The sequence below is a fragment of the Peteryoungia wuzhouensis genome (genome assembly GCF_003205195.1).
GTDB lineage: Bacteria > Pseudomonadota > Alphaproteobacteria > Rhizobiales > Rhizobiaceae > Allorhizobium > Allorhizobium wuzhouense.
Genome location: NZ_QJRY01000013.1, coordinates 25636 through 51134, shown reverse-complemented (window position 1 = coordinate 51134; position 25499 = coordinate 25636). Strand labels below are relative to the sequence as shown.

The following is a 25499-nucleotide window of genomic DNA, read 5'->3' as shown; positions in this document are numbered from 1 at the left end:
GACGATGTCGATATTCCAACCCCCAACATCTGCTGTCGAGCACCAACTCGGGCTTGCAGCAGCCCGCTTGTCGGGCAAAGGCCTCTTGAAGCCCGGCGACCAGCTGTCCCAGCGCATCCCGGAGCTCAATGCCTTCGTTAAGGTCATGGTCACCGCGCGCAACGACGTGCCCGCAGATTTCGAGTGGGTCAGGCTCTCCGATACCCCCGCAGACCTGCATCACCGGATCTACCGCGCACGACCGGATGTCGGCGCGATAGCCGCCGGTCGTCCGACCTGGACCTCGTGGCTTTCGCGCATCGACCTGTCGATGCCGGGGATTTTTGACGAACAGATCCGCCATCTGGGGATCGAGGCCAGACGGATCGGCATGTCGTCGAGCGAGACGGCACCGATGCCTGCCCTGTCGAGCGGCGCCAACGCCTATTGCCTCGATGATCTCGTGCTCTGCTTCGGCATGGGCCTTGAGCGGCTGCTGCTCAACATCGAGATCCTGGAAAAATGTGCCGAATGCTACGTGCTGGCGCAAAGCACCGGCGCGGAGGTGAAGCGCATTCCCTGGCTGATCCGTTTCATCGCCAACGGCCGTCTGCGAAAGGACCAGAAAGAGGCTGCAGCTCGGCACCTGCGGGGGGAACGATCCATTCTAAAGGCCGGATATTGACGTCGGGCGGGTCGAACCGCCCGCCCTATCCCACCAAGGAAGCAACGTCACGCCACGCAACGGAACAGGTGTTCACATGCAAGACAAGGTGCTCGTCACAGGCGGAAGCGGCTTCGTCGCCAGCCATCTGATCCTTCAGTTGCTCGAGGCTGGCACCATGGTCCATGCCACGATCAGAAGTCTTGAAAACAGGGCGAAGATCCAGCCTCTCACCGAGATGGCATCTCGGTTTCCCGGTCGCCTTCGCCTGTTCGAAGCCGACTTGCTGAAGGAAGGCTCGTTCGATGCCGCGATGAGCGGCTGCGAAGTCGTCTTCCATGTTGCCTCGCCGTTCAAGCTGCCCGAGAAGATCAAGGACGGTCAGCGCGAAATGGTCGAGCCTGCGCTGCGCGGCACACATAACGTGCTGGCGAGCGTTCAACGGACCAAGAGCGTTCGGCGCGTCGTCATGACCTCGACGATCGGGGCTATTTTTGGCGATTATGCCGATGTACGACGGATGAAAAACAACACCGTCGCGGAGGACTACTTCAACACGTCCAGCAATGTGCGCAACAATCCCTATCACTACTCGAAGGTGCTCGCCGAAAAGGCGGCTTGGGCCAAGGCCAGCGAACAAGAGCGTTGGAGCCTCGTCACCATCAATCCCGGCATGATCCTCGGCCCGTCGCTGACGCCTGCGTCGGAATCGGGCTCTCTGTTCCTGCTCGACGAGATGTTCAAGGGCTATTTCTTCTATGGCATGCCGGATCTGAGCCTCGCCTGCGTCGATGTACGGGACGTGGCAGCCGCCCATATTCGTGCGGCCGAAAATCCGGCGGCCAAAGGCCGCTACATCGTCTCGGAGGACCACACCCGAACCTTTCTTGAGATCGCAGCAGTTGCAAGGCGTTTCCATTCAAGGCCATATCTCCTGCCGACCTGGCAGATCCCGAACGCCGTCGTCCGGCTCGTCGGCCCGCTCTTCGGGCTGACGCAGTCTTACATGACCAACCATCTCGGCATCCGTTTTGCGCTGGACAACCGCCGCAGCCGTGACGAACTCGGCATTGTCTACCGCCCCTTTGCCACAACCATTGCCGACCATTACCGCTCCTGGGCGCATCTCAAATCGATGCCCAAAGCCTGAGACCTCTCTCGCAACGCAGGATTGGTTTCTGTCCGCATGTCCGCCCACTGTCGGCTGAGCACGGTTGCGTTGCATGAATGGCCGCAAATGATCCCAATTTGTCCCGTTCCCACATTGATGGCTCGCCGGCTGCCCATATTCTGGACATGTTGAGCGCGGAGGGGCGTCGCAGGTCGGTTCGGGGAAAAGCCGGCATGCCATGAATGGCGTCGCGACTGCGTGGTCACCACCACTATAAAAGATGGGAACACGACAGATGAAATTGATGATGGTGGGGCGCCGGCGCGCCTTGTTGCTGACGCTTGGCGTCAGCAGCCTGATTGCCATGCCGGCTATGGCCGGTGGCTTCTCGCGCGGCGAAGCCAATACGGACATGCTCTTCAATGAAGCCCGCTTCGGAGCGGAAGCGTCATATGTCTATGTGTCACCCGACCGCAGCTATTCCAGCCTGATGGGCCAGCCCGTTGACGAGGACTCCTATTCCGACGAGTTCCGGATTCCCAACATCGCGCTCGGCATGCGGATCGGCGAGGATTTCTCCTGCGCGCTGACCTATACCAAGCCCTTCGGCGCTTCTGCGACCTACAGTGCCGCTGCTCAGTTGGCCGAATACCAGACTGCGGTGGCCAATGGCATAGACGCCAATCCGACATCGAAAATGAAATTCTCGTCCGAAGAATTCGGCGCGACCTGTGATATGCGCTTCGACGCAGGGCCTGGCCGCCTCCACATGATCGGCGGCGCATTCGTCGAGACCTTCGAATATGCCGAAGACACATTTATCGGCAATGTTCGACTGAAGGATGACGGCAAACTGGGCTATCGCCTGGGCCTTGCTTACGACATCCCCGAATACGCCCTGCGTGTGCAGTTGATGTATCGTTCGCAGATCAAGCACGAAGGCGACGGAACCTTCACGGCGTCTGCGGACGGACTCGGGCTCGGTATTCCGGGCACGCTGCCGGCCAACGGCGCCGGCACCCTGCCGCAATCCGTCAAACTGTACGCCCAGACAGGCATCGCGCCCGGTTGGCTCGCCTACGGGTCCATCGCCTGGACCGATTGGAGCGTTCTTCCCAACTTCAACTACACGGTGACCGGTCTCGGGACATCGAACAAGGTGTTCAACTATACCGATGGCTACACCGTTCAGCTGGGCGTCGGGCATGAGTTCAACGACAAGCTTTCAGGCACGGTCAATATCACCTGGGATGAAGGTGTCGGCACGGGCGCCGACATCACCACAGATAGCTGGACGCTCGGTCTGGGCGCGCAATACAAGGCAACTGTCGGCACCATTGGAGTTGGTGCCGCAGTCACCTATCTGACGGCCGGCTCGCAAAGCGCATCAAAAGGCGCGACCTACGATGCCGAAGCCAGCGCCGACTGGGCTGTCGCGGCCGGTGTATCCTACAAGATCGAGTTCTGATCTAAAGAGCGATCAAGAAGGCGGCCCACCGGAGCCGCCTTCTTCCATACCATCCGGCGTCTCAGGCAATCTCGGGCAGCGCGCCGATCAGCTTGTCGAGCGTGATCGGATAGTTCCGGACCCGAATGCCTGTCGCGTTGTGGATCGCATTGGCGATTGCCGCCGAGACACCACACAAACCAAGCTCCCCAACCCCCTTGGCTTTCATCGGAGACGAGTAAGGGTCCGTCTCGTCCATGAAGATCACATCCTGATGCGGAATGTCCGCATGGACAGGAACTTCATAAAGGGCCAGATCGTGGTTGACGAAGACGCCATAGCGCGTGTCGACCGACAGTTCCTCGGACAATGCCGCGCCCACACCCATGGTCATCGCGCCGATCACCTGGCTGCGCGCCGTGATCGGGTTCAGGATGCGCCCCGCCGCACAGACGGCAAGCATGCGACGGATTCGGGTCTCGCCTGTGACAACATCGACGCCCACCTCCACGAAGTGCGCACCGAAGGTCGATTGCTGATGGGTTTCGGTCAGATCCCCCCATTCCATCTTATCCTCTCCGACAAGGCCGTCGGCCCCGGCAGCTTCGGACAATGGGACGGCGCGATTGCCGGAACGCACTTCGCCGTTTTCAAAAATGGCATCGGTGGAATTGAAACCAAGCTTGCTGGCCACTGCTTCGCGCAGTTTCACACAGGCCGCATAGACGCCTGAAGTCACGGAATTTGCGCCGAACTGGCCACCAGAGCCTGCCGAAACCGGGAAGCGGGAGTCGCCAAGCTTCACCTCGACCTTGTCGACATCGAGACCCATCATCTCGGCTGCCGTCTGCGCGATGATCGTATAACTGCCGGTCCCGATATCCGTCATGTCCGTCTCGACAGTCACGATCCCCCGGCTGTCCAATCGTATCCGCGCGCCAGACGACACAACGAGGTTGTTGCGAAATGCGGCAGCAACGCCCATCCCGATCATCCAGTTGCCTTCACGGCGCATGCCTGGAGCCTGGCGCTTGTCCCATCCGAACACACTTGCACCTTTCTCAAGACAGCCGACCAGGTCACGATAGGAGAATGGCCGCTCCGGATGCTCAGGGTCGACCTGGGTATCGTTGGCGATCCGGAACGCCACCGGGTCCATGCCCAGCTTCTCCGCCATCTCGTCGATCGCGATCTCAAGGGCCATCAAACCTGGGGCCTCGCCGGGTGCACGCATCGCATTGCCTTCCGGTAGGTCCAGCGTCGCAAGCTTCATCGATGTCATTCGATTGGCCCCGGCGTAGAGAAGGCGCGTCTGCATGACCGCCACCTCCGGTCCACCGCCAGGCAGATCGCCGGACCAGCTTTCGTGACCGATTGCGGAAATCTTTCCGTCAGCTTCAGCTCCGATACGGATGCGCTGGATCGTCGCTGGGCGATGGGTTGTATTGTTCGGCATCATCGGACGTGGGAGCGCCACTTTGACGGGTCGTCCGATCTCCCTTGATGCGAGCGCGGCGAGAAGCGCGTCGGCCCGCAGAAAGAGCTTGCCGCCAAATCCTCCACCGATGAAGGGAGACATCAGGCGTACCTTCTCCTTGTCGATCCCCAGAGTGATCGCCAGATCGCTGCGCCACCAGTCGATCATCTGGCTGGAGGTCCAGACGGTCACGGCGTCATCGTCCCAGACCGCGATGGAAGCATGCGGCTCGATCATCGAATGCGACTGGTCCGGCGTTGTGTATTCGGCGTCCAACGTGACGGGCGCCGTTTTGAAGGCAGCCTCGAAATTGCCGAAGGCACTGTCCGGTTCGGTCGAAGGCTCGGGCGTCCTCGCATTCGGCATTGCGGCCCGCAGATCAAAAGCCCCAGGCTCGGCCGCATACACGACCTCAACAAGGGCAGCTGCTGCGCGGGCCTGTTCGAATGTCTCGGCCACCACGATCGCGACCGCCTGGTGGTAGTGCTGGACCCGGCTCCCGCCAAAAAGGTTCGCGGTGTTCTTTTCGCCTTTGGGCAAGTCGCCGATGTCGAGCGTCGTGATGACGCCGAGGACACCGGTGGCGCTTCTTGCCGATTGCGTGTCGATGGAAATGACGTGCCCTTTGGCGATGGCCGCACCGACCGGATAGCCATAAACATAGGCAAGGTCGGGATCATGCCATTCGTAGGCATAGGTTGCGCTGCCCGTCACTTTAAGCGGGCCGTCGATGCGGTGGATTGGCTTGCCGACAACCTTGAGACGGTCGATCGGATTGGTGGTTGCTGGCTTGTCGAATTGCATGATCTTATCCGTTTGCCTCTGCAAGCATCGCGCCGAGCGTACGCTGGACGAGATCGAGCTTGAACCGGTTCTGCTCCGTCGGACGCGCACCATCCAGAATGGCGCTGGTTGCTGCACGGGCGCCATGGGTCAGTTCCGGCTCCGCGCGCTCTACCCGCCATGGTCGATGGGCGACACCGCCGATTGCAACACGTCCGGTGCCATCCGGCTGGATCACGGCACCGACGGAAATCAGGGCAAAGGCGTAGGACGCCCGGTCACGGACCTTGCGATAGATATGCCGACCCCCGATTGGCGGCGGCAGGGTCACGGAGACGACGAATTCGCCTCGCTCAAGGGCGGTCTCGATGTGGGGCGTATCACCGGGAAGAGAATGGAAATCGGCGATCGGGACTGAGCGTTTTGAACCATCTGCCCGAACCGTCTCGATGGTGGCATCAAGGGCGCGCATGGCAACAGCCATGTCACTTGGATGGGTTGCAAGGCACGCCTCACTGACACCGATCACAGCCAGCTGCCGCGTGATGCCGCCGATCGCGGAGCAGCCGCTACCCGGCTGGCGTTTGTTGCAGGGCAGGTTCGTGTCATAGAAATATGGGCAACGGGTTCGTTGCAGCAGGTTACCTGCCGTCGTCGCCTTGTTGCGCAACTGGCCGGAGGCACCTGCCAGGAGGGCCCGCGACAGAAGTCCGTAATCTCGTCGAACAATTTCGTGTGAGGCAAGATCGGTGTTGCGCACCAGCGCTCCGATGCGAAGCCCCCCTTCCGCCGTCTTTTCGATCTCGTCCAATCCGAGGCCGTTGACGTCGATCAGATGTGAAGGTCGTTCGATCTGCAGCTTCATCAGGTCGAGCAGGTTCGTGCCCCCGGCGATGAATTTGCTACCCGGATTGGCAATTGCCGCCTGCGCTGCCGCCTCGACAGAAGCGGCGCGTTCAAAGGTGAACTCTCTCATGCCGGTGCTCCTGCAACCTCAAGAACGGCATCGAGGATGTTTGAATAAGCACCGCATCGACAGAGATTTCCGCTCATTCTTTCCCGAATTTCGTCCGGCGTGACGGCCGCTTGACCTGCCAGGTCTGCCGTCACGTGGCTCGGGATATTGGCCTTGATCTCTGCGAGCACCGCAATGGATGAGCAGATTTGACCCGGCGTGCAATAACCGCATTGAAAGCCGTCATGTTTGACAAATGCGGCTTGCATTGGATGCAGGTTGTCCGGTTGGCCGAGGCCCTCGATTGTGGTGATGTCGTCGCCGTCGTGCATCACGGCCAGCGTCAGACACGCGTTGATCCGGCGCCCCTGCACGATGACCGTACAGGCACCGCACTGGCCATGATCGCAGCCTTTCTTGGTCCCGGTCAGGTGCAGGTGCTCGCGAAGTGCATCCAGCAAGGTCGTGCGATTGTCGAGGTCGAGAGACTGGGTCTCGCCATTGACGGTGAATGTTACGGCGGTCGAAATGCTCACTGGGTTCCCCATGGTCTCTGGCGGGCTGCGCTGCCACGGCTCGAAGGCCTGCAAACGGGGCAGCAGATGAGACAAATCGGGGCACGGCCGGAAAGTTCCATCCGCCAGTGGGACAGATGAACTTCGGTAGCGGCTTTCGGGCACAGTCATCCCTGCACCGCTTCCAAGCGCAGCGTCAACGGATCGATATCACAAACTGGGCTGTTTCAATTCGAAGAGGGGTTCCGGCACACGCAGTCACGCATGGCCGTCAGACATCGCATGTTCAGGTCTCGGAGGGACCTTGCGCGCTGGTTTGGACGATCGACAGCAACCGCTTGAGAGGCGTCTCGACGGCTTCGGCGACGGTCACAGGAAGCAGCAGGTTGCCGTCTTCGTCACAAATCTCGACGGCAGCTATGCTGCAGGGCTCACCCGTGGAGAAGGATTCGGCAACGACGCTGCGGATACCGCGAATAGCGACGGCTCGCGCCGTATCAATGTCGGAACTCTCGGTGCCTTCGACGTCGAGGAGACGTTCGCCGTCTTCGATCACATGCATGTAATAAAGTGGCAAGGCAGAACTCCGGCAGCAAACAGCAGTTGCACCTGCACGTCATATTTGGTGTGCAGATCACCTCCAGAGCTACTTTGCCAAGGTCGCTGCTGTCTATAACAATCTTCGATGCAAGCGAAAACATCGGCCAAAATTGGTGACTTTTTTTGTCTCGCCGCAAAGGGTCCGTTTACTCGTAAAAATCGAGGCGAGCAGGCCCTATCGCCGCATATTTCTGAGCTGGCGCAAGGCAGTCCGCGCATATGCAGACAATGCAGGGTTACTCTTCACCTGCTGCTTCAACCCGCTCACCAGTCCTTCGGAGAAGTGGATCGCACTTCCCTTCCCCGTCAGTGGCACAGAGAGACTGTAGAGATCGCGCGCCTGGCCGCCAAATCCACTCTTGTAGGCCATGTCCCCAACCGAGAAATCCATCACGGTCAGCCCCTTTTCCCGAGCCCAGCGCATATAGCGGGCCAGGATAGCCATGCCGGGTGAACAGGGCTGCCACTCGCCCCCGGCCATTGTGACGATCGTCAGGTGAATGGTGTTCCCGTGGATGAGCGTATAGGTCGTGGCGATCCAGATATCGTCGACGGCAAGGCCAAAGACCTGAGCCGGCCCGCGTCCGTCGAGGCTTGCAAGGGCGGCCGTTCGGTAACATTCCTCGACGCCCGGCTCCGTCAGGTGATCGAAGCGTCCGAGTTCACGAAAACGCGCAAAGCGCTGCTCGACCATGACGCGCAGCAAGGTGTTTACGTCGTCCTGTGTCGTCGCCGCCAGAAATCTTACCACACCGCGCTCGGCCATTCGCCGTGCCGACGTCTTGAGGATCCGCCGCGTCTGATTGTTCACCAGACGGTCGACAACTGTCTCCGGGTCCCCTTCCATGGCGACATCGAAACTCTTTTTCGGCGAGAGCGTCAGCCCCGGCAGGCTCGCGAGCGGATTGGGCCGCCCCTGGACAGTCTGGGTAATCTGACCGATCTGCACCAGATCTGCCGTCGGCAATGCAGTGGCAATCGCCTGCCAAAGGAGTGCCCCTGCCTCCCCCGGCATTTCATAGCCGGGAGACAGAATTGCCGCGCTGATGTCGCTGACTTCGGAACCGAGAAATTCGATGCGATTGTGGATCCGCCCCTTCTTGAGAACGAGGGGCAGCAGCATGAGTCCGTCACCGGAGACCTTGTCGTTGACCTCGATGACGAAGGCATGGTCACCGCGAGGACGCACAAGATGGGCATCGATTGCCTTCAGCCAGTCGAAGCGCTGGAATGCCGACAGCGTGCCGGTGGTTTCGAGCTGGCGCCAATGGTGTTCCAGTGCCGTCAAGTCATCATGGCGACGGGCTGCAAAACGCGTCGAGACATCGGCGGAAGCCGTTGTTGCAAGGGAGGTCATCATGGGCCTTCCGTTCTGGTGCGCCAAGTCTGATCGGCGGCACTATCTCAAGGGCCTGTTAAAGATCGGTATAGGCAACCCACAAGTTGCCTCACTGCAACAGGGACCTCAGAGCTTGTATTCGTGGCGGTATCCTGTCGACCGTCACAGCGGAAACCGTCTCATCATGCTACAAAGAGGCGGAGCGAGCGGGACAGAGAACGGCCATGGATGCATTGCGGGCGAGACTGACGGACCAAGCCTATGAGGAGGCAATCCGCCATTGCACCACCAGCATTCTGCCGATGCATCTCGGCGAGCGGCTGGTGAACAAGATCTTCGGACGCAATCTCCAATCTCATGCGGCCGGTCTCTTGGCTGTCATGCATTGCGAGGCAGAGCTGGGCCTTGCCGCCCGGCCTACGCTGACGCAGATCCAAGAGGAAATGGGCGCGTCCCGCACACTATCGGCGTTTTTCGCCCTGCTGAAAGTCGCAGGTTTCGTCGAGACGATCCCGAACGCAGACGACAGGCGCGCCAAGCTTCTGGCGGCAAAGACACCGCTGATTGACGGTCTGACGACGTGGCTCTCTCATCACATGACCTGCGCCGAGGTTGCGGGGCTTCTGCCAGATGGCAATGCCCGACGCCTGCGCGCGGACGAGGATTTCGCCGTCGCCTTCATTGCCTCGGCACGTCCGATCCTGGAGCGCACGCGGTCTGCCTTGAAGCAGCCCGGCGCATGGGCATGGTTCGATGAATTTGACTGCGGCGACCGCATGGCGCTTGCCCTGCTGCGCGCGCACTACAGCAGCAATGACCTCGACGGCGATCGCTGGTTCGCGCTTGAATCCCGATATCTGGCGAGCCAACTCGGCATTTCCCATTCCCACCTGCGCAACGTCATCAATGCGGCCGAAGCGGAAGGGCTCGTCCTGCAGAACCGCCATTCGCACCGCGTGGCCCTTACCCCTCGCATGCTTTCCGATGTGCGCAGCTTTCACCTCGCCTTCTGGGGATGGATCGCCGAAGCCGCAGATCAGGCGCTGAGACACCGCAGTCATCGCGCATGACACACCGCGGGAGAGAGCCGACCAGCCATTGGGCTAGGAAAAGTCCCTCGCCGCCGCTAGCCTGTTCCGGAACACACCAAAGCGCTTGAAAGGCCACCGATGGAACAGACGCATGACACGAGCCAGCTGGAAATGGTGGTGTTGATGACACCCGACATGGCAAACTTTTCCGGCAAGGTGCATGGCGGTGCCTTGTTGAACCTGCTCGACCGCGTCGCCTATTCCTGCGCTTCGCGTTACTCTCAACAATATGCCGTGACCCTTTCGGTGGACCAGGTGGTCTTCCGCCAGCCCATCCATGTCGGCGAACTCGTGACGTTCCGAGCCTCGATCAATCACGCAGGCCGCACCTCGATGGAAATCGGCATTCGGGTCGAAGCAGAGAACATTCGCACCGGCGAGCGCCGGCACACGAATTCCTGTTATTTTACCATGGTCGCCGTGGATGCCGAGGGACGCCCCACTGCGGTGCCACCCTATGAAGCCAAGACGGAAGTGCGTAAACGCCGCCAGCGCGCCGCCGACATCCGCCGCGCGCTTCGCCTGGAATTCGAGGCACGTTTCAAGGAAGCCGCAACCATGGCGGAATCCGGATCTCCAGCGACATAGCGGACGTAAACGCGATGCTCGAGACGCAGTTGCGCCCTTAAGTACCTTCAGGTCGCCATGCGGGAAAAAGCCGCCAGGACGGTCCGCTCAGACTGGGCAAGATAGGCTTCAAGCGCCGCCGCCGCCTCTTTCGGATGCCCGGTTTCCAATAGGTCGAGGATCGACGCGTTGAGTTCGACATAGGGTGCGTGGAGCAATTCCGGGTCATCGAGCAGTCCGAAGCTCAAGCGCAGTTCTGCGGCGATCTGGGCATAAAAGGCACTCAGTCGGCTGCTGTCTGCAAGCTCGACGATAGCCGAATGGAACTTCATGTTCTCGCTGCCGACAGTCCCCCAGTCTCCTGCCTGTCGTGCGATGCGGGCCCGGTCCACGGCGGCCCGCATGCGCATGGCGGCCGGATGATTGGGATAGGCATCCGCCAGCGCCCGGCACTCGATCATGCGGCGCACCCGATAGATGTCGATGATCGAAGCCATGCTCGGAGTGGCAACGAAGACGCCGCGATTGGGCTCGTGACGCAGCAGGCCTTCCTTGGTGAGCAAACGGAAGGCCTCGCGCAGTGAATTGCGCGACACGTCGAGGTCGGCGCTCAGCGCCGCCTCCGACAGCCGCTGACCCGGCTTCAACTCGCCGCGGATCAGCTTGTCGCGGATCTCCTCCGCAAGTCTCGGCGCAAGTGCCGCCGTCGTGTCCGCTTCTGCCATTCCTGTTCCCATTCCGGCCGTTGCCCAGGCCCCTGTCGATCGCCGCCCGCCAGGCGTTCCGACAAGCTGTGTTCTGCGCCGCCCTGCCAACGCATCAAATGTCAAAAGGCGCGTCTGCCTTATTGTCCAAAGCCCGACTGGCGGCAACTGCAGGGCGTGACAGGATCAAAAAATGTCCGAAACAAGGTCGAAGGCGTCCAGAATTCCGACATTTTGCTCAACATTTCATCATTTTAGTAGAACGATAAAGAATTATCGTTGAACAATATTGACAGAATTGTGAAACGCGGCGACGCTGAGGCCAGTCGATCATCAAGTCTGCCGGAGCAACCGGCGCAAGATCCACGGAGAGGGTAACATGGAACAGAATTCGACAGCGCCGGTGAGCGCCGGACCGGGCGGCATGTCCGTCAAATCGCGACGGGCAGCCCTCGTCGCCGCCATCTTCCTGATGGCGACGTCCGCCATTGGACCAGGCTTCATCACGCAGACCGCAACCTTCACGACAAAACTCGGCTCAGCCTTCGCCTTTGCCATCCTCGCCTCGATCCTGATCGACTTCGTCGTCCAGCTGAACATCTGGAGGATCGTGACGCTGACGAAGATGCGGGCATCCGACATAGCCAATGCCGCGATCCCCGGCACAGGTTATGTCCTCGCCGTGCTCGTGATCATCGGCGGGCTGTTCTTCAACATCGGCAATATCGGTGGTTCAGGTCTCGGCCTCAATGCCATGCTGGGCATGGACCCCAAATGGGGCGGCGCGATCAGCGCCCTGATCGCAATCGGCATCTTCACCTCCAAACGCGCTGGCTTGGCTGTTGACCGCCTGATCGTCGTTGCCGGTATCGCGATGATCCTGCTGACGTTTTATGTGGCGATCGTCTCGCAGCCGCCGGTCGGCGACGCCCTGTTCCAGACCTTCCTGCCCAGCACGATCGATTTCGCGACGATCACCACCATCGTCGGCGGCACGGTCGGAGGCTACATCACCTATTCCGGCGCCCATCGCCTGCTCGACAAGGGCACCGTCGGCATCGAAAACCTCGGTGCCGTCAACCGCGCGGCGCTGACCGGCATCGCGGTGACCGGCCTGATGCGCTACGTGCTCTTCCTCGCCATCCTCGGCGTGGTCGCCTCCGGTGTTGTCATCGATATCTCGGGCAAGGGTGCAAACCCGGCCGCCCAGGCCTTCCAGGCAGCCGCAGGCGACGTTGGCTATCGCATCTTCGGCGCCGTGCTCTGGTTCGCCGCCATCACGTCAGTGATCGGGGCCGCCTATACCTCTGTGTCCTTCATCACCGTGTTCAAGCAGGACATCAGCGAACGCGCCCGCAACATCGCGACCGTGATTTTCATCGCCGTCTCGCTGTTCTTCTACGTCGTCATCACCACCCCGCCGGCTCAGATGCTGGTCTTCGTTGGTGGCCTCAACGGTCTCATCCTTCCGATCGGCCTCTCGATCTTCATCTATGCCGCCTGGGCGCGCTCTGACCTGATGGGTGGCTATCGGTACCCGCGCTGGCTGCTGGTGCTCGGGGTGCTTACTTGTGCGCTGACCTGGTACATGGGCTACAAGTCGATCGGTCCGATCTTTGCCCTTCTGATCGGCGCCTGATCGGCAAGGCTAACCCAAACGAGGGAGGAAGACATGACTGCCATCGATCTCAACAGCGACCTTGGCGAGAGCTACGGCGCGTGGGCCATGGGCGACGACGAAGCCATGCTCTCGATCGTCTCCAGCGCGAATGTCGCCTGCGGTTTCCATGCGGGCGATCCGCTCGGCATCCTGAAGACCGTGCAAGCGGCGGCCAAAGAGGGTGTCTCGATTGGAGCGCATGTCTCCTATCCCGATCGCGTCGGCTTCGGCCGGCGCGACATGGATGTGACCTCGGCGGAACTCACCGCCGACGTCATCTACCAGATCGGCGCGATCAAGGGCGTGGCGGCTGCCGCCGGCGTCACCGTCGGCTATGTCAAGCCGCATGGCGCGCTCTACAACCGCATCGCCCATGATCCGAAGCAGGGCCAGGCCGTCATCGACGGCATAAAGGCCATCGATCCAAACCTGGTGCTGATGGGCCTTGCCGGCGCCCCGATCCTCGCGCTTGCACAAAAATCCGGTCTCAAGACCGTCGCGGAAGCCTTTGCCGACCGGGCCTATACCCCAGGCGGCGAACTGGTGTCGCGCCGCGAAGCCGGATCCGTTCTGCATGATTCTGACCTCATTGCCCGACGCATGCTGCAGCTTGCCCGCGAGGGCACGCTGGAGGCGATCGACGGTTCGACGATCAAGGTCGATGCGCAATCGATCTGCGTGCATGGCGATAGCCCAAGCGCCGTTGCGATTGCCCGCGAAATCCGCCGCGCTTTCGAGACCGATGGAATCGCAGTCCGCTCCTTCCTGAAAGCCTGACACCATCGCCCGAACATCGTCTGGAGCATAGTCATGATCGCACTCGACCACCTCCGTCATGTCGACGCCACACCGGCCCGCCTTGCCCGCGAAAGCTATCGTGCCGGCGAGGTTGCCCCAACGTCGGGCGTGGCGCCGGGTTTCACCCAGGCCAATATGATCGTGCTTCCCCGTGACTGGGCCTTCGATTTTCTGCTTTATGCGCAGCGCAACCCCAAGGCCTGCCCCGTGCTCGACGTCTCCGATCCCGGCTCGCATGCCACACTTCTGGCGCCGGGCGCCGATCTGCGAAAAGATCTTCCGCTCTACCGGATCTGGCGCGATAGCCAGCTTGCCGAGGAAACACCGGATGCGACCAAAGCGTGGGCCGAACACCCGGATCTCGTCAGTTTCCTGATCGGTTGCAGCTTCACCTTCGAGACGCCGATGGTGGAAGCCGGCATCGAAATCCGCCATATCACCGACAAGTCCAATGTGCCCATGTACCTGACCAACCGCCCCTGCCGACCGGCGGGCCGGCTGCACGGCAACATGGTCGTCTCGATGCGGCCGATCCCGGCATCCCGCGTGGCGGATGCCGCGACCATCTCCGGCCGATTTCCGGCTGTCCATGGCGCACCCGTGCATGTCGGCTCACCGCAAGAGCTCGGCATCCGCGATCTGGCGAAGCCGGAATTCGGCGATCCCGTCCGTATCGAGCCCGGCGAAGTCCCGGTCTTCTGGGCATGCGGCGTGACACCCCAGGCTGCCGTCATGGCATCGGGCGTGCCCTTTGCCATCACCCATGCACCTGGCCATATGTTCATCACGGATATTCCCGATTCCGCCTATCACGCCTGAGGTGCCCATGCGTTTCCTGCCCGTCAGCCTGACCGTCCTGCTTGTCGAACTCACCGATCTCGACGAGACGCTGGCGCTGTTTGCCTCGCTGGAGGCCGATCCTGTCGATGGCATCGAGGACATGGTGCCGGCGGCAAGAACGTTGATGATCCGGTTCCGGCCGGACCGGCTGTCGGCCGAGCGTCTCGCCGCGAACATCGCCGAGCGCGATCTTTCAGCCCGCATTGCACCCTCCGACATGTTGGTCGAGATACCGGTGCAGTACGACGGAGAAGATCTCGTCGACGTCGCCGAACTGACGGGTCTTTCGGTCGAGGAGGTCATCCGCCGTCACACCGAAAGCACCTTCACCGTTGCATTTTGCGGCTTTGCCCCCGGCTTCGGCTATCTCGTCGGCGGTGATCCTCTCCTCCAGGTTCCGCGCCGGCAAAGCCCGCGCACGAAAATCCCGGCAGGCTCTGTGGCGCTGGCTGGCGCATTTTCCGGCGTCTATCCGCAGAACAGCCCCGGTGGCTGGCAGATCATCGGAACGACGCCGCTTAAGATGTGGGACCTGACCCGTGATCCGCCGGCATTGTTCCAGCCCGGCTACCGCGTTCGCTTCGTTGATCTGGCGCGTCGCGCCGTGGTCGCGACCCCGGAGACGTCAGCGCCGGAGACGGTTCTCGCCGGTGATGCGGCCTCCGGCGCCGTCTCGGTCACCGTACTGGCTGCCCCGATGCCTGCTCTCTTCCAGGATCTTGGGCGCTTCGGCCAGACCGGCCAGGGCGTATCGGCATCCGGCGCGCTCGACCAGGGCGCCTTCAAGGCGGCGAACCGCGCCGTGGGCAATCCGATCGGCACCCCGGCTCTCGAAATCACGCTGGGCGGCTTCTCTTTCGAGGTGTCTGGCCGGGCCGTCATGGCGCTGACCGGTGCCCCCTGCCCGATCACCATCCGCGACGCCAAAGGCCGCGAGATCAAAGCCGAAACCTATCGCCCGATCTCGCTTGAAGCGGGCGATGTGGTGACCCTCGGCTTTGCGGCGAAGGGTGCCCGCAGCTATCTCGCCTTCCGAGGTGGGGTCAAGGTCACGCCGGTTCTCGGCAGCGCCTCCACAGACACGCTGGCCGTCGTCGGACCTGACCCGGTCGTTGCGGGCACGGAGCTGCGCATCGGAGAGGGCCAGGGTCTGGCCCCAGTGTCGCTCGATGAGGCCCCCGCCTTCGACTCTCCCGCAGCAGGTGAGACCGTCACGCTCGACGTGATCATGGGGCCGCGCAGCGACTGGTTCGCGGAACATGGCATCGCGACGCTGAGTGCGCAGCTCTACACCGTGACCCCCCAGTCCAACCGCGTCGGCATTCGCATCGAAGGGCCGGAGGCGCTGGAGCGCAAGGACAAAGCGGAGCTGCCGAGCGAGGGCACGGCGACCGGCGCGATCCAGGTGCCCCATAGCGGCCAGCCCGTGCTCTTTCTCGCCGACCATCCTTTGACCGGCGGTTACCCGGTCATCGGCACGGTCGCCGAATACCATCTCGATCTCGCCGGGCAGATCCCGGTCAATGCCAAAATCCAGTTCCGGCCCGTGACTGTCTTCGCCGAGATCAAGCCCGCCAGGGGCTGATCCGCGACGCCCGCCACGAAGATCCGCCCAATGACAGTGAGGAGACCCCGATGAAGAAAGTGCTGATCGCCAACCGCGGCGAAATCGCCGTGCGCATCATTCGCGCCTGCCGCGACTACTGCCTCAAATCGGTCGCCGTCTATGCCGATCCGGACATGGATGCGCTCTTCGTCCAGCTTGCCGACGAAGCCTATGGGCTGGATGGTAGCCGCCCGGCCGAGACCTATCTTGACATCGACAAACTGATCGCGATCGCGAAGCGATCCGGGGCGGATGCCGTCCACCCCGGCTACGGCTTTCTCTCCGAGCGCGCAGAATTCGCCCGCGCCGTCCAGGAGGCCGGGCTCATCTGGATCGGCCCGGACCCGCATGTAATCGAAGCGCTGGGCGACAAGGTGGAAGCGCGACGGATTGCAACCAGCGTCGGCGCGCCGCTCGTGGCCGGCAGCGACGGGCCGGTCGAGACGGCAGCCGAAGTCATTGCCTTTGCTGAGGCCCATGGTCTCCCGGTTGCCATCAAGGCCGCCCATGGCGGCGGCGGACGGGGCCTGAAGGTTGCCTGGAAGATGGAAGAGATCGCCGAGCTTTACGAATCCGCCGTGCGCGAGGCGAAAGTCGCGTTCGGCCGTGGCGAATGTTTCCTCGAACGTTTCCTCGACCGCCCGCGCCATATCGAGGCACAGGTGTTGGCCGACAAACACGGCAATGTGCTGGTGCTCGGCACCCGCGACTGCTCGCTGCAGCGGCGCAACCAGAAACTCGTCGAGGAGGCACCGGCCCCTTTCCTGACCGAAACCCAGCGCCATCAGATCCATGATGCCGCCAAGCGGATCTGTGCGGCGGCCGGCTATTCGGGTGCCGGCACCGTCGAATTCCTGCTCGGCGTCGACGGCACGATTTCCTTCCTCGAAGTCAATACCCGCCTGCAGGTCGAGCATCCCGTGACCGAAGAGACTGCAGGCATCGATCTCGTAATCGAGCAGTTCCGCATTGCCGAAGGCAAGGCGCTGGAGTTGACGGAGACGCCAGCCCCACGCGGCCATTCGATCGAATTTCGCATCAATGCCGAGGATCCCGGTCGCGGCTTCCTGCCGACGCCGGGTGAGATCACCCTGTTCGATGCGCCTTCCGGCCCCGGCATCCGGCTCGACACCGGCGTCGTTTCGGGCTCGACCGTGCCCGGCACCTTCGATTCTCTGATGGCCAAGCTGATTGTCACAGGTGCGACCCGTGAACAGGCAATTGCGCGCGCCCGCCGGGCGTTGAAGGAATTCCGGATCGAGGGTGTGGCCACGGTTCTGCCGTTCGATCGCGCCGTTCTGGAGCACACCGACTTTACCGGTGAAGACGGGTTCAAGGTGCATACCCGCTGGATCGAGACCGATTTTGCCGGCGCTCTGGACGCGCTGGCACGGCCCGAGCCGACGGCGGAGGATGGCCTGATCCGCACCCATGTCGAGATCGACGGCAAGCGCCATGCACTTGGCATACCTGCAGCACTTCTCGCCGGCCTTGGCGGACTGGGGGCCGGGAATGCGGCAACCGCCCCTGTGAAGGCAGAGGACAAGGACAGCATCACGGCCCCGATTGCCGGCACCCTGCAGGCCTTCAAGGTGGAAGACGGAGCGATGGTCGAGGTCGGTGATCTGATCGCCGTCATGGAAGCGATGAAGATGGAAACCCAGGTCACCGCGACCAGGGCGGGGCATGTGCGCTTCACGGCTGCGGCTGGCGCCTATGTATCAGCTGGAACGGAGATTGCCCGCTATGAAGCATAGGGGATGCGATGCCGTCGGCCTCTATGCAGGTGAGCGCGGGCTCTGACGTCGTCAGTGCCCTCACTCATTCGCGGCTGTTCTCCTCAAGCAGCCCGAACTTGCGCAGACGATATTCAAGCTTGGCGCGCGAAAGTCCCAGCGCTCTTGCGGCGGCCGAGACATTGCCGCCCACCTGGTCCAGGGCGCTTCGATAGAGATCCACCTCTGCTGCTGCGAGTTCCTGCGCAGACCGCAGCGCGCTTGTTCCGGCAGAGGCCCGAATTGCGGCTGAGACACTTGTCGGAACCGACAACCGCCCTTCAGCGGTCAGCGACGGAGAAAAGGGCGACGTGACCTCTCCGGCCGTGAAGAGGTGATGAACATCGATCCAGCCGCCGGCATCGGCGAAGATCACCCCGCGTTCGATCAGGTTCTGCAATTCGCGGATATTGCCCGGAAAATCATAAGCCAGCAGCGCATCCATCGCCCGCCGCGTGAGGCCAACCACCTCTCGGCGATGGCGCTCGCGAAACAGCCGCAGGAAATGGTCGACAAGAAGCGGAATGTCGTCTCGCCGTTCCCGAAGCGATGGAATGGAAATCGGAAAGACGCAGAGGCGGAAATACAGGTCCTGGCGGAAGCGCCCCGCCCGCACCTCGTCGGCGAGATCGACATTCGACGCGGCAATGACCCTGACATCGGCGGGCACGCTCTTTGAGCCACCGACCCGTTCGATGACCCGCTCCTGAATGGCGCGCAGAAGCTTGCCTTGGGCTGCATAGGCCAGCGAAGCGATCTCGTCGAGGAATAGCGTCCCGCCGGCCGCGCGTTCGAAATAGCCCGGTCGCGAGGCGACGGCTCCGGTATAAGCCCCTTTTTCGACCCCGAAGAGTTCCGATTCGACGAGGGTATCGGGGATCGCCGCACAGTTGAGGGCCACAAAGGGGCCGCCGGCGCGCGAACTCAAGCGATGCAACTGCTGCGAAAAGAGCTCCTTACCGACACCCGATTCGCCGACAAGAAGGACCGTCGCCTCGGTATCGGCGACCTTCTCGACCATCAGCCTTGCGCGCAGAAAGCTTGCGGATACGCCAACCACCGGATCGCGCGGCGTGTTGCTGTCGTCCGCGACTGGCTCGGGTGTTGCCACGCGCGCCTTTCCGGCCGAAGGCCTGCGGATGGTGCTCGATCTTGGCCATTCGAGCCCCAAATAGGCGCGCTCCGGCGCGTCCTCACCCCATTCCTCAGCGTTCTGACCGACGACATAACAGCGCGGCGCGCCCATTGCGCTGCATTCGATCTCGCGGAAGATCACCGGCCGGCCGAACAGCGTGCTGGTATAGCCGCTTGGATAGCCTGTCTGCATCCAGCAGACCGGCTCCTGCGCCAATCCATGATGGGCGACATGCTCGCCCGCCTCTGAGGAGTCATGCCAGTAAAATTCGCCGAAATAGGTGCCCTTGTCGCTGTCGAATTCGAACTGCTTGGTGACGACCTTCACAAACCCTTCGAGCATATGGACACGCGGGCCGGCAGCAAGCGCGTGGGTCAGGTCCTGGTTCGGAAACCGCTTCTGGATCAGTTCCGCGTCGCGCACCCCCTGCATGTAGCCGACCCGCATGAAAATGCCCTTGGCCACCTCCATGCCGAAGGCTTCGATGATCTCCTGCCTCAACCGACCGAGGACCTTGCTCTGCATCAGGACCATACGCTGGTCGTTGAGCCAGATCCGGCCGTCTCCCAATGAAAAATGCAGCGCCTCGGTCAGCTCCGAAAGCGTCGGCGAGGCACCGGTGTCCAGTTCGCTGAAGGCCCCCTTGGAGAGCATCTTGCCGGTCGACTTCGACACATCAGCCAATGACACGAGAGTTGGAGCGCGATCTTTCGGCATGGAAGACTTTCATCAATTCCGCAAACTTCAGCAGAGTTTCATTTTTTGATGAAAATCGCAACAGATGCTGCTGAAGGCCTCAATGCTTGACGATGCGCAAAAACGATAGTCGGTACAAAGGGAAAGCCGGATTTCCCACGTCAGCGTCATCTCACACCCCGACTTGGCACGCGCCTTGCGATCCCAATCTTCGAGCCGCTTGAGGAGGCGGCAAGGAGGATGACGCATCACGGACTGATCGGGTGAGCGGCTGGCAGCAGCCTGCCTCGCAACGGCGAAGCTGTGACTGCGACCTCCCAGACCAGACGGGATTGGAGGCCCGAGCCGATGAACATGCATGCACCTAAATTTCTCGACACCGGTCGCTGGGGCGGGATGGCCTATATTTCCGAATGGCAGGAGGCACTGGGCGGTACGATCAACGTCACCGATCCGGCCAATGGTAACGTGCTCGCCGCCGTCGGCTTTTGCGGCGTGGCCGATGTTCAGCGCGCCGCGGCCCAAGCGCGCGCTGCCCAATCAGCCTGGGCCAAGACGCAGCCATCGACGCGGGCCGCTATCCTCAACCGGGCCGCAGACCTGCTGGAGCAGAATGGCGCGGAACTCGCCAGCTGGGTCATGCAGGAATCAGGCTCGATCCATGCGAAGGCGATGATCGAGATCGAGCACGGCGCACTGTTTATCCGCCATGCCGCGTCTCTTGCGATGCAGCCGAGCGGGATGTTCCTGCCCGGCATGGATGACCGCACCAATTACGCCCGTCGCGTGCCGCATGGCGTGGTCGGCGTGATCTCGCCGTTCAACTTCCCGCTGGTCCTCTCGGTCCGCTCCATCGCGGCGGCCATCGCGCTTGGCAATACGGTGGTTCACAAGCCCGATCCGCGCACACCGATCTCCGGCGGCATCATCATCGCCCGCATCTTCGAAGAGGCTGGCCTGCCGAAGGGCGTGCTGCATGTCGTGCCCGGCGGGGCTGAAGCTGGTGAGGCTTTGTGCAGCGATCCCAACATCGCCATGGTTTCGTTCACCGGATCGGCCCGGGGTGGCGCCAAGGTTGGCGAGGTCTGTGGCCGCAATCTGAAACGGGTCCAGCTCGAGCTCGGCGGCAAGAATGCACTCGTCATTCTCGACGATGCCGATCTCGACATTGCCGCCTCCAACGCCGCCTGGGGCGCTTTCCTGCACCAGGGGCAGATCTGCATGGCGACCGGCCTGATCCTGGTCGACGAGAAGATCGAGCAGGGCCTGACGGACCGGCTCGTCGCCAAGGCGCAGCATCTGCCGGCGGGCGATCCATCCACACAGCAGGTGGCGCTCGGCCCGATCATTTCCGATGCGCAGGTCGAGATGATCCAGAAGATCGTCGATGACGCTGTGGCCAAGGGGGCAAAACTGCTCGCCGGCGGCACGCATGATGGCCGCTTCTATACGGCGACCGTCCTCTCCGGCGTCAAGCCGGGCATGCTCGCCTTCGAGGAAGAAATCTTCGGTCCTGTTGCCTGCATCACGTCCTTCAAGACCGACGACGAAGCAGTCTCTCTTGCCAACCGTTCGGACTACGGCCTGGCCGCCGGGGTGATCTCTGCCGATCTCGGCCGTGCCATGGCACTCGGCGACCAGCTGAATGTCGGTCAGTTGCATATCAACGACCAGACCATAAACGGTGGCCCCTATGCTCCCTTTGGCGGTCGGGGCAAGTCCGGCAACGGTACCCGGGTTGGCGGCCCCGCTGACATCGAGGAATTCACCCAGTGGCAATGGGTCTCCGTGAAGAACGCGGCAACCCCTTACCCCTTCTGACCCGGCACGAAGATCCATCGCATGAGCGCACCGTTCGTCGGCTGGCGAACGGTGCTGATCTCACACAATTCCAGGAACCACGACCATGACACTTTCAGGAAAGACAATTGTCATCACCGGCGTCTCCTCCGGCATCGGCGGCGAAGTCGCCCGTCTCGCCCGCTTTCGCGGTGCAACCGTCATCGGCGTCGACCGCAATGACGCGCTGCTGACGCTCGACGGCTTCATCAAGCTCGACCTCTCGGATCCGGCTGCGATCGATGCATCTCTGGCGCAGTTTCCCACCCGCATCGACGCTTTGATCAACGCCGCAGGCGTGCCCGGCACGGCGGACAAGGACCTGGTCGCAAGGGTCAATTATCTCGGCCTGCGCCATCTCACCGAAGCGCTTCTCGATCGCATGCCGAAGGGGTCGTCGATCGTCAACTTTGCCTCGATCCTGGGGGCCGAATGGCCCCACCGTGTCGAGCTTCACAAGCAGCTTGCCGCAACGGACAGCTTCGCTGCGGGGCATGATTGGCTCGCCGCTAATCCGGTGGCCCAGGAAACCTGCTACCAGTATTTCAAGGAAGCGCTGATCTTCTGGTCGATGAAACGAAGCCATTCGCTGTTCATGGAACGCGACATCCGCATGAACTCGGTCGCTCCGGGTCCCGTCTTCACTCCGATCCTCGGCGACTTCGTCACCATGCTCGGCCAGGATCGTGTTCAAGCCGATGCCCACAAGATGAAGCGTCCGGCACTCGCCGACGAGATTGCAGGCCCGGTCCTGTTCCTGTGCTCGGACGACGCGCGCTGGGTGGCAGGAATCAACCTGCCGATCGATGGTGGTCTTGCCGCAGTCTACATCTGAAACGAAAAACGGGAATGAGGCGCTTCGGCTTCGTTCCCGTCTCAGACAGATCATCAGAGGGACGGTATGTGTCGATCCGTCGTCCCAAGCACCGCTCAAAAACCGAAAGGCCCGCACAATGGCGGGCCTAGAGGTCTGGCGACACAAAGAGTGTCAGACCTTGTCGATGACGTTCTTCACGGCATCTTTGGCATGACCCTTGGCCTGCTGGGCATCGCCCTTGGCTTCCTGGGCTACGCCCTTGGCCTGAAGGCTGCGGTTGTCGGTCGCATCGCCAACGGCCTGCTTTGCCTTACCCGTCAGCTCATTCGCCTTACCGGCGATCTTGTCGGCTGTAGAACCCATGATCAATCTCCTTCTGTGGCGGTTACGCGCGGCCTTCAAGTTGCTATCCGGTCAAATGCCGGGGAAGTCCGTTTCGGGCTGCTCAACGATCCGCTTGTCTTAACAATGCTCCCAGACGGTTTTCGTTCCGGTTGTTAAGCAAAGAGATGGCCAGGTCCCTTCAAGAGACCTGGCCAAGATGGTCAGGGGTCGCCGGGCTCTCAGCGCTTGTAGGCGCCGAGACCTGGGCGGTAGGTCTTGTCGTCGAGGAACTGCTTCAGGCCCTCGGCGCGGCCGTTGCTCTTGTCGAGGAACAGCATCTGTTCGAGCTTGGCGTAGATATAGTCGTCCGCCTGCTCCCAGGGCATGTTGCGCACCCGCTTGAAGGTGTCCTTGGCGGCCTTCAGAACCACCGGGTTCTTCTCGAGCAGGCTGGCGCAGATGGCGCGAACCCGGGTTTCGAGATCGGCAAGCGGCACGGATTCGTTGACGAGACCCATGTCGCGCGCCTTCTGGCCGCCGAAATTCTCACCCGTCATGATGTAGTAGAGCGAATCGCGATGGTTCATCACCTCGGCGACAGCGCGCGTGACATTACCGCCCGGCAGAATGCCCCAGTTGATTTCCGAAAGGCCGAAGGTTGCTTCATCAGCCGCGATCGCCAGATCGCAGGCAACCAGCGGCGTGAATGCACCGCCGAAGCACCAGCCGTTGACCATGGCGATGGTCGGCTTTTCGAAATACATCAGACGGTTCCACCAGCCGCCGGACTGACGGCGGCTCTTCAGGACGGCCGCGCGGCCCTTGCCGTCGTTTTCACGGAAATATTCCTTCAGATCCATGCCGGCAGACCAGGACTGGCCGGCACCGCGCAGGACCAGAACACCGCAGCGATCGTCAGCCTCGAGTTCGTCCAGCACTTCCATCATGCGGATGTTCAGGGCCGGGTTCATCGCATTGCGCTTTTCCGGACGGTTCAGCGTAACGAAAGCGATTCCATTGTCGAATTCGACGACAACAGGGCTCGCGGGGGTTTGTTCAACTTCGCTCATGGATCATGCTCCTTGCAATAGATGTCACGGGCCTCGCTGGCCCTGCGGTTATCAGGACGGCAGATGGGTCTGGCGCAGAATGTGTTTCTGCGCCTTGCCAGAGGCTGTGCGGGGAATGGCTTCGACAAAGACGATTCGGGCGGGCCGCTTGTAGGATGCGAGCCGCTCCGCGCAGTGGGCGAGGATCTCTTCCGCGCTTGGATGCTCGTCATGCGGTACGATGAATGCGATACCGCATTCGCCCCACTTCGGATCGGCAATACCGATAACGGCGACCTCCCGAACCTTGCGATGCGCACCGATCACGGCCTCGACTTCGGCCGGAAAGACGTTCTCCCCGCCTGAAATATACATATCCTTCAGGCGGTCCGGCACGTGGATCACGCCGCCCTCAGCCCGCCGGCCGAGATCGCCGGACCGATACCAGCCATCGGTGAAGGCGGATGCCGTCTCCTCCGGCTTGTTCCAGTAGCCTGGCGTCACCGAGGGGCCACGCAACCAGATCTCTCCAATTTCGCCATCGGCCACCTCTTCGCCGTTCTCGTCGACGAGCTTCACCTCCAGCAAGGGGGCTGCGAAGCCGACGCTGCCGGGATAACGGGCGACCATCTCGCGATCGAGCGGCATGTGGATGGCAGTTCCGGCCTCGCTCATGCCATAGCCGTTGACCAGCGGGATGCCGTCTTCGAGGAAGGTCTCGATCAAGACTGGTGACAGCGGTGCGCCGCCGATGAAGATGGCCTGCAAGGCTTTCAATGCGGCCGGGTTCCAGCCGGGCGCCGCGCGCAAGGCCGCTGCCATCTGCGGTACGGCAAAGTAATGGGTAATGCTGAGCGCAGGATCGCCGAGCGTGGCAAGCGTCCGGTCCGGCATGAAGCGGTCGGAAATGACCAGCCGCCCACCCATCATCAGGGTCGTCCGGCCAATCGCAACGAGACCGATGGTGTGAAAGAAAGGCAGATCGCAAAGCGCGACGCTGTTTGCCGTCACCTCTCCGACCATAGAAAAGTTGATGGCCGAGGCAAAGGCGTTACGCCGGGTGATGACGACGCCCTTGGGGGCACCGGTCGTGCCGGATGTGTAGAGCATGATGCAAGGCCGATCCGCCTCGAAGGCAAGCGGCACAAGGGGCTGGACCTGAGCCGCCAGTTCCCACAGACCGTCAGCTCCCTCCGCAGGCAAGGTCGGCACGCTGAGATCGGTCATGCCGGCGAGCGCGTCTGCGAACTCCGCATCATGCACGATGAGCGACGGCTGGCAGTCATCGATGATCCGCTTCAGCTCGGAGGCTCCAAGCCGCCAGTTCAGCGGCACAAAGACGAACCCTGCCCTTTGGCATGCAAGACAGGTGCTGATCTGGGCGATCGAATTGCGGCCGAGAAATGCAATGCGGGTGGTCGCGGTATCTTCAGCCCGAGCAGCCAGAAACGCTGCAATGCGACCAACGACAAGGTTCAGTTCGCCATAGCTGTAGCTACGGCCGGATGCCACCTCAAAGACCGCCGGCCGGTTGGGGCCAGTTTTCGCGCGATAGATCAGCGGATCATCCGTTTCCAGACCCACTGCATCTGATCCCTGGCTGGTCGACAGCAAAGCATGCTGCATGCTCGTTCTCCTCCATGCCGCCTCATCGAGGCCTCCTCGGCATTTGTATGCTACACTTACTATCTACTGTGTCTTTTGGCAACAGGGATTTGACTGTTGCAT

General features: G+C 61.8%; 22 protein-coding genes. 12 read left to right on the top strand and 10 right to left on the bottom strand.

Annotated features, from left to right (window positions below):
* Positions 1–4: 4 nt before the first annotated feature.
* From DMY87_RS23305 to DMY87_RS23295, 3 genes are all read left to right on the top strand, one after another.
* Positions 5–664 (top strand): hypothetical protein, encoded by a 660-nt coding sequence (locus DMY87_RS23305; RefSeq protein ID WP_110794034.1) that lies wholly within the window; start codon positions 5–7, stop codon positions 662–664.
* Between the two features lie 76 nt (positions 665–740).
* Positions 741–1793 (top strand): NAD-dependent epimerase/dehydratase family protein, encoded by a 1053-nt coding sequence (locus DMY87_RS23300; protein ID WP_110794033.1) that lies wholly within the window; start codon positions 741–743, stop codon positions 1791–1793.
* Positions 1794–2049: 256 nt separating this feature from the next.
* Positions 2050–3222: an OmpP1/FadL family transporter gene (locus DMY87_RS23295; protein WP_110794032.1), complete on the top strand. Its 1173-nt coding sequence runs from the start codon at positions 2050–2052 to the stop codon at positions 3220–3222.
* A 61-nt stretch (positions 3223–3283) separates the two neighbouring features.
* Here the strand turns inward: DMY87_RS23295 and paoC are convergent, their stop codons facing one another.
* The 5 genes from paoC to DMY87_RS23270 form a co-directional block, all read right to left on the bottom strand.
* Entirely contained in the window at positions 3284–5482 is a 2199-nt protein-coding gene (gene paoC, locus DMY87_RS23290) for an aldehyde oxidoreductase molybdenum-binding subunit PaoC (protein WP_110794031.1), read from the bottom strand.
* A 4-nt stretch (positions 5483–5486) separates the two neighbouring features.
* Entirely contained in the window at positions 5487–6437 is a 951-nt protein-coding gene (locus tag DMY87_RS23285; RefSeq protein WP_110794030.1) for an FAD binding domain-containing protein, read from the bottom strand.
* The gene (paoA, locus tag DMY87_RS23280; RefSeq protein ID WP_425353524.1) at positions 6434–7102 is read right to left on the bottom strand and encodes an aldehyde dehydrogenase iron-sulfur subunit PaoA; all 669 of its coding nucleotides are present in this window, start codon (positions 7100–7102) and stop codon (positions 6434–6436) included. Before paoA ends, DMY87_RS23285 begins: the two co-directional genes overlap by 4 nt.
* Before the next feature lie 115 nt (positions 7103–7217).
* Positions 7218–7508: a DUF6894 family protein gene (locus DMY87_RS23275; protein ID WP_133253058.1), complete on the bottom strand. Its 291-nt coding sequence runs from the start codon at positions 7506–7508 to the stop codon at positions 7218–7220.
* Between the two features lie 198 nt (positions 7509–7706).
* Positions 7707–8891: a GNAT family N-acetyltransferase gene (locus DMY87_RS23270; protein WP_110794028.1), complete on the bottom strand. Its 1185-nt coding sequence runs from the start codon at positions 8889–8891 to the stop codon at positions 7707–7709.
* Between the two features lie 203 nt (positions 8892–9094).
* Between DMY87_RS23270 and DMY87_RS23265 the strand changes: the two genes are divergently transcribed.
* Positions 9095–9940, top strand: coding sequence for a hypothetical protein (locus DMY87_RS23265; protein WP_110794027.1), 846 nt, complete (start codon positions 9095–9097; stop codon positions 9938–9940).
* A gap of 99 nt (positions 9941–10039) precedes the next feature.
* Entirely contained in the window at positions 10040–10549 is a 510-nt protein-coding gene (locus DMY87_RS23260; protein WP_110794026.1) for an acyl-CoA thioesterase, read from the top strand.
* Positions 10550–10596: 47 nt separating this feature from the next.
* Here DMY87_RS23260 and DMY87_RS23255 read toward each other — a convergent pair whose 3' ends face one another.
* The gene (locus DMY87_RS23255) at positions 10597–11253 is read right to left on the bottom strand and encodes a GntR family transcriptional regulator (protein ID WP_110794025.1); all 657 of its coding nucleotides are present in this window, start codon (positions 11251–11253) and stop codon (positions 10597–10599) included.
* A gap of 358 nt (positions 11254–11611) precedes the next feature.
* Between DMY87_RS23255 and DMY87_RS23250 the strand changes: the two genes are divergently transcribed.
* Genes DMY87_RS23250 through DMY87_RS23230 form a run of 5 tightly spaced genes read left to right on the top strand, consistent with a single transcriptional unit; the run spans position 11612 to position 17893 of the window.
* On the top strand, positions 11612–12871 hold the full coding sequence (locus DMY87_RS23250; protein WP_110794024.1) for an NRAMP family divalent metal transporter: 1260 nt from the start codon (positions 11612–11614) through the stop codon (positions 12869–12871).
* Between the two features lie 33 nt (positions 12872–12904).
* Positions 12905–13669 (top strand): LamB/YcsF family protein, encoded by a 765-nt coding sequence (locus tag DMY87_RS23245; RefSeq protein ID WP_110794023.1) that lies wholly within the window; start codon positions 12905–12907, stop codon positions 13667–13669.
* 33 nt (positions 13670–13702) lie between these two features.
* On the top strand, positions 13703–14509 hold the full coding sequence (locus DMY87_RS23240) for a putative hydro-lyase (RefSeq protein ID WP_110794022.1): 807 nt from the start codon (positions 13703–13705) through the stop codon (positions 14507–14509).
* 7 nt (positions 14510–14516) lie between these two features.
* Positions 14517–16115 (top strand): 5-oxoprolinase subunit B/C family protein, encoded by a 1599-nt coding sequence (locus DMY87_RS23235; RefSeq protein ID WP_110794021.1) that lies wholly within the window; start codon positions 14517–14519, stop codon positions 16113–16115.
* A 50-nt stretch (positions 16116–16165) separates the two neighbouring features.
* Positions 16166–17893 carry an acetyl/propionyl/methylcrotonyl-CoA carboxylase subunit alpha gene (locus DMY87_RS23230; protein WP_110794020.1) on the top strand — a complete coding sequence of 576 codons (1728 nt, stop codon included), beginning with the start codon at positions 16166–16168 and terminating at the stop codon, positions 17891–17893.
* A 64-nt stretch (positions 17894–17957) separates the two neighbouring features.
* On the opposite strand, the gene DMY87_RS23225 is transcribed toward DMY87_RS23230, so the two are convergent.
* On the bottom strand, positions 17958–19763 hold the full coding sequence (locus DMY87_RS23225) for a sigma-54-dependent Fis family transcriptional regulator (protein ID WP_110794019.1): 1806 nt from the start codon (positions 19761–19763) through the stop codon (positions 17958–17960).
* A gap of 327 nt (positions 19764–20090) precedes the next feature.
* On the opposite strand from DMY87_RS23225, the gene DMY87_RS23220 reads away from it, so the two are divergent.
* Both DMY87_RS23220 and DMY87_RS23215 read left to right on the top strand, forming a co-directional pair.
* Entirely contained in the window at positions 20091–21563 is a 1473-nt protein-coding gene (locus tag DMY87_RS23220; RefSeq protein ID WP_110794018.1) for a benzaldehyde dehydrogenase, read from the top strand.
* 85 nt (positions 21564–21648) lie between these two features.
* Positions 21649–22416 (top strand): coniferyl-alcohol dehydrogenase, encoded by a 768-nt coding sequence (locus DMY87_RS23215; RefSeq protein ID WP_110794017.1) that lies wholly within the window; start codon positions 21649–21651, stop codon positions 22414–22416.
* Between the two features lie 153 nt (positions 22417–22569).
* On the opposite strand, the gene DMY87_RS23210 is transcribed toward DMY87_RS23215, so the two are convergent.
* The 3 genes from DMY87_RS23210 to DMY87_RS23200 form a co-directional block, all read right to left on the bottom strand.
* Positions 22570–22761, bottom strand: coding sequence for a CsbD family protein (locus DMY87_RS23210; RefSeq protein WP_110794016.1), 192 nt, complete (start codon positions 22759–22761; stop codon positions 22570–22572).
* 200 nt (positions 22762–22961) lie between these two features.
* Entirely contained in the window at positions 22962–23792 is an 831-nt protein-coding gene (locus DMY87_RS23205) for a p-hydroxycinnamoyl CoA hydratase/lyase (protein WP_110794015.1), read from the bottom strand.
* Between the two features lie 51 nt (positions 23793–23843).
* Entirely contained in the window at positions 23844–25397 is a 1554-nt protein-coding gene (locus DMY87_RS23200) for an AMP-binding protein (RefSeq protein ID WP_110794014.1), read from the bottom strand.
* Between the last annotated feature and the right edge of the window lie 102 nt (positions 25398–25499).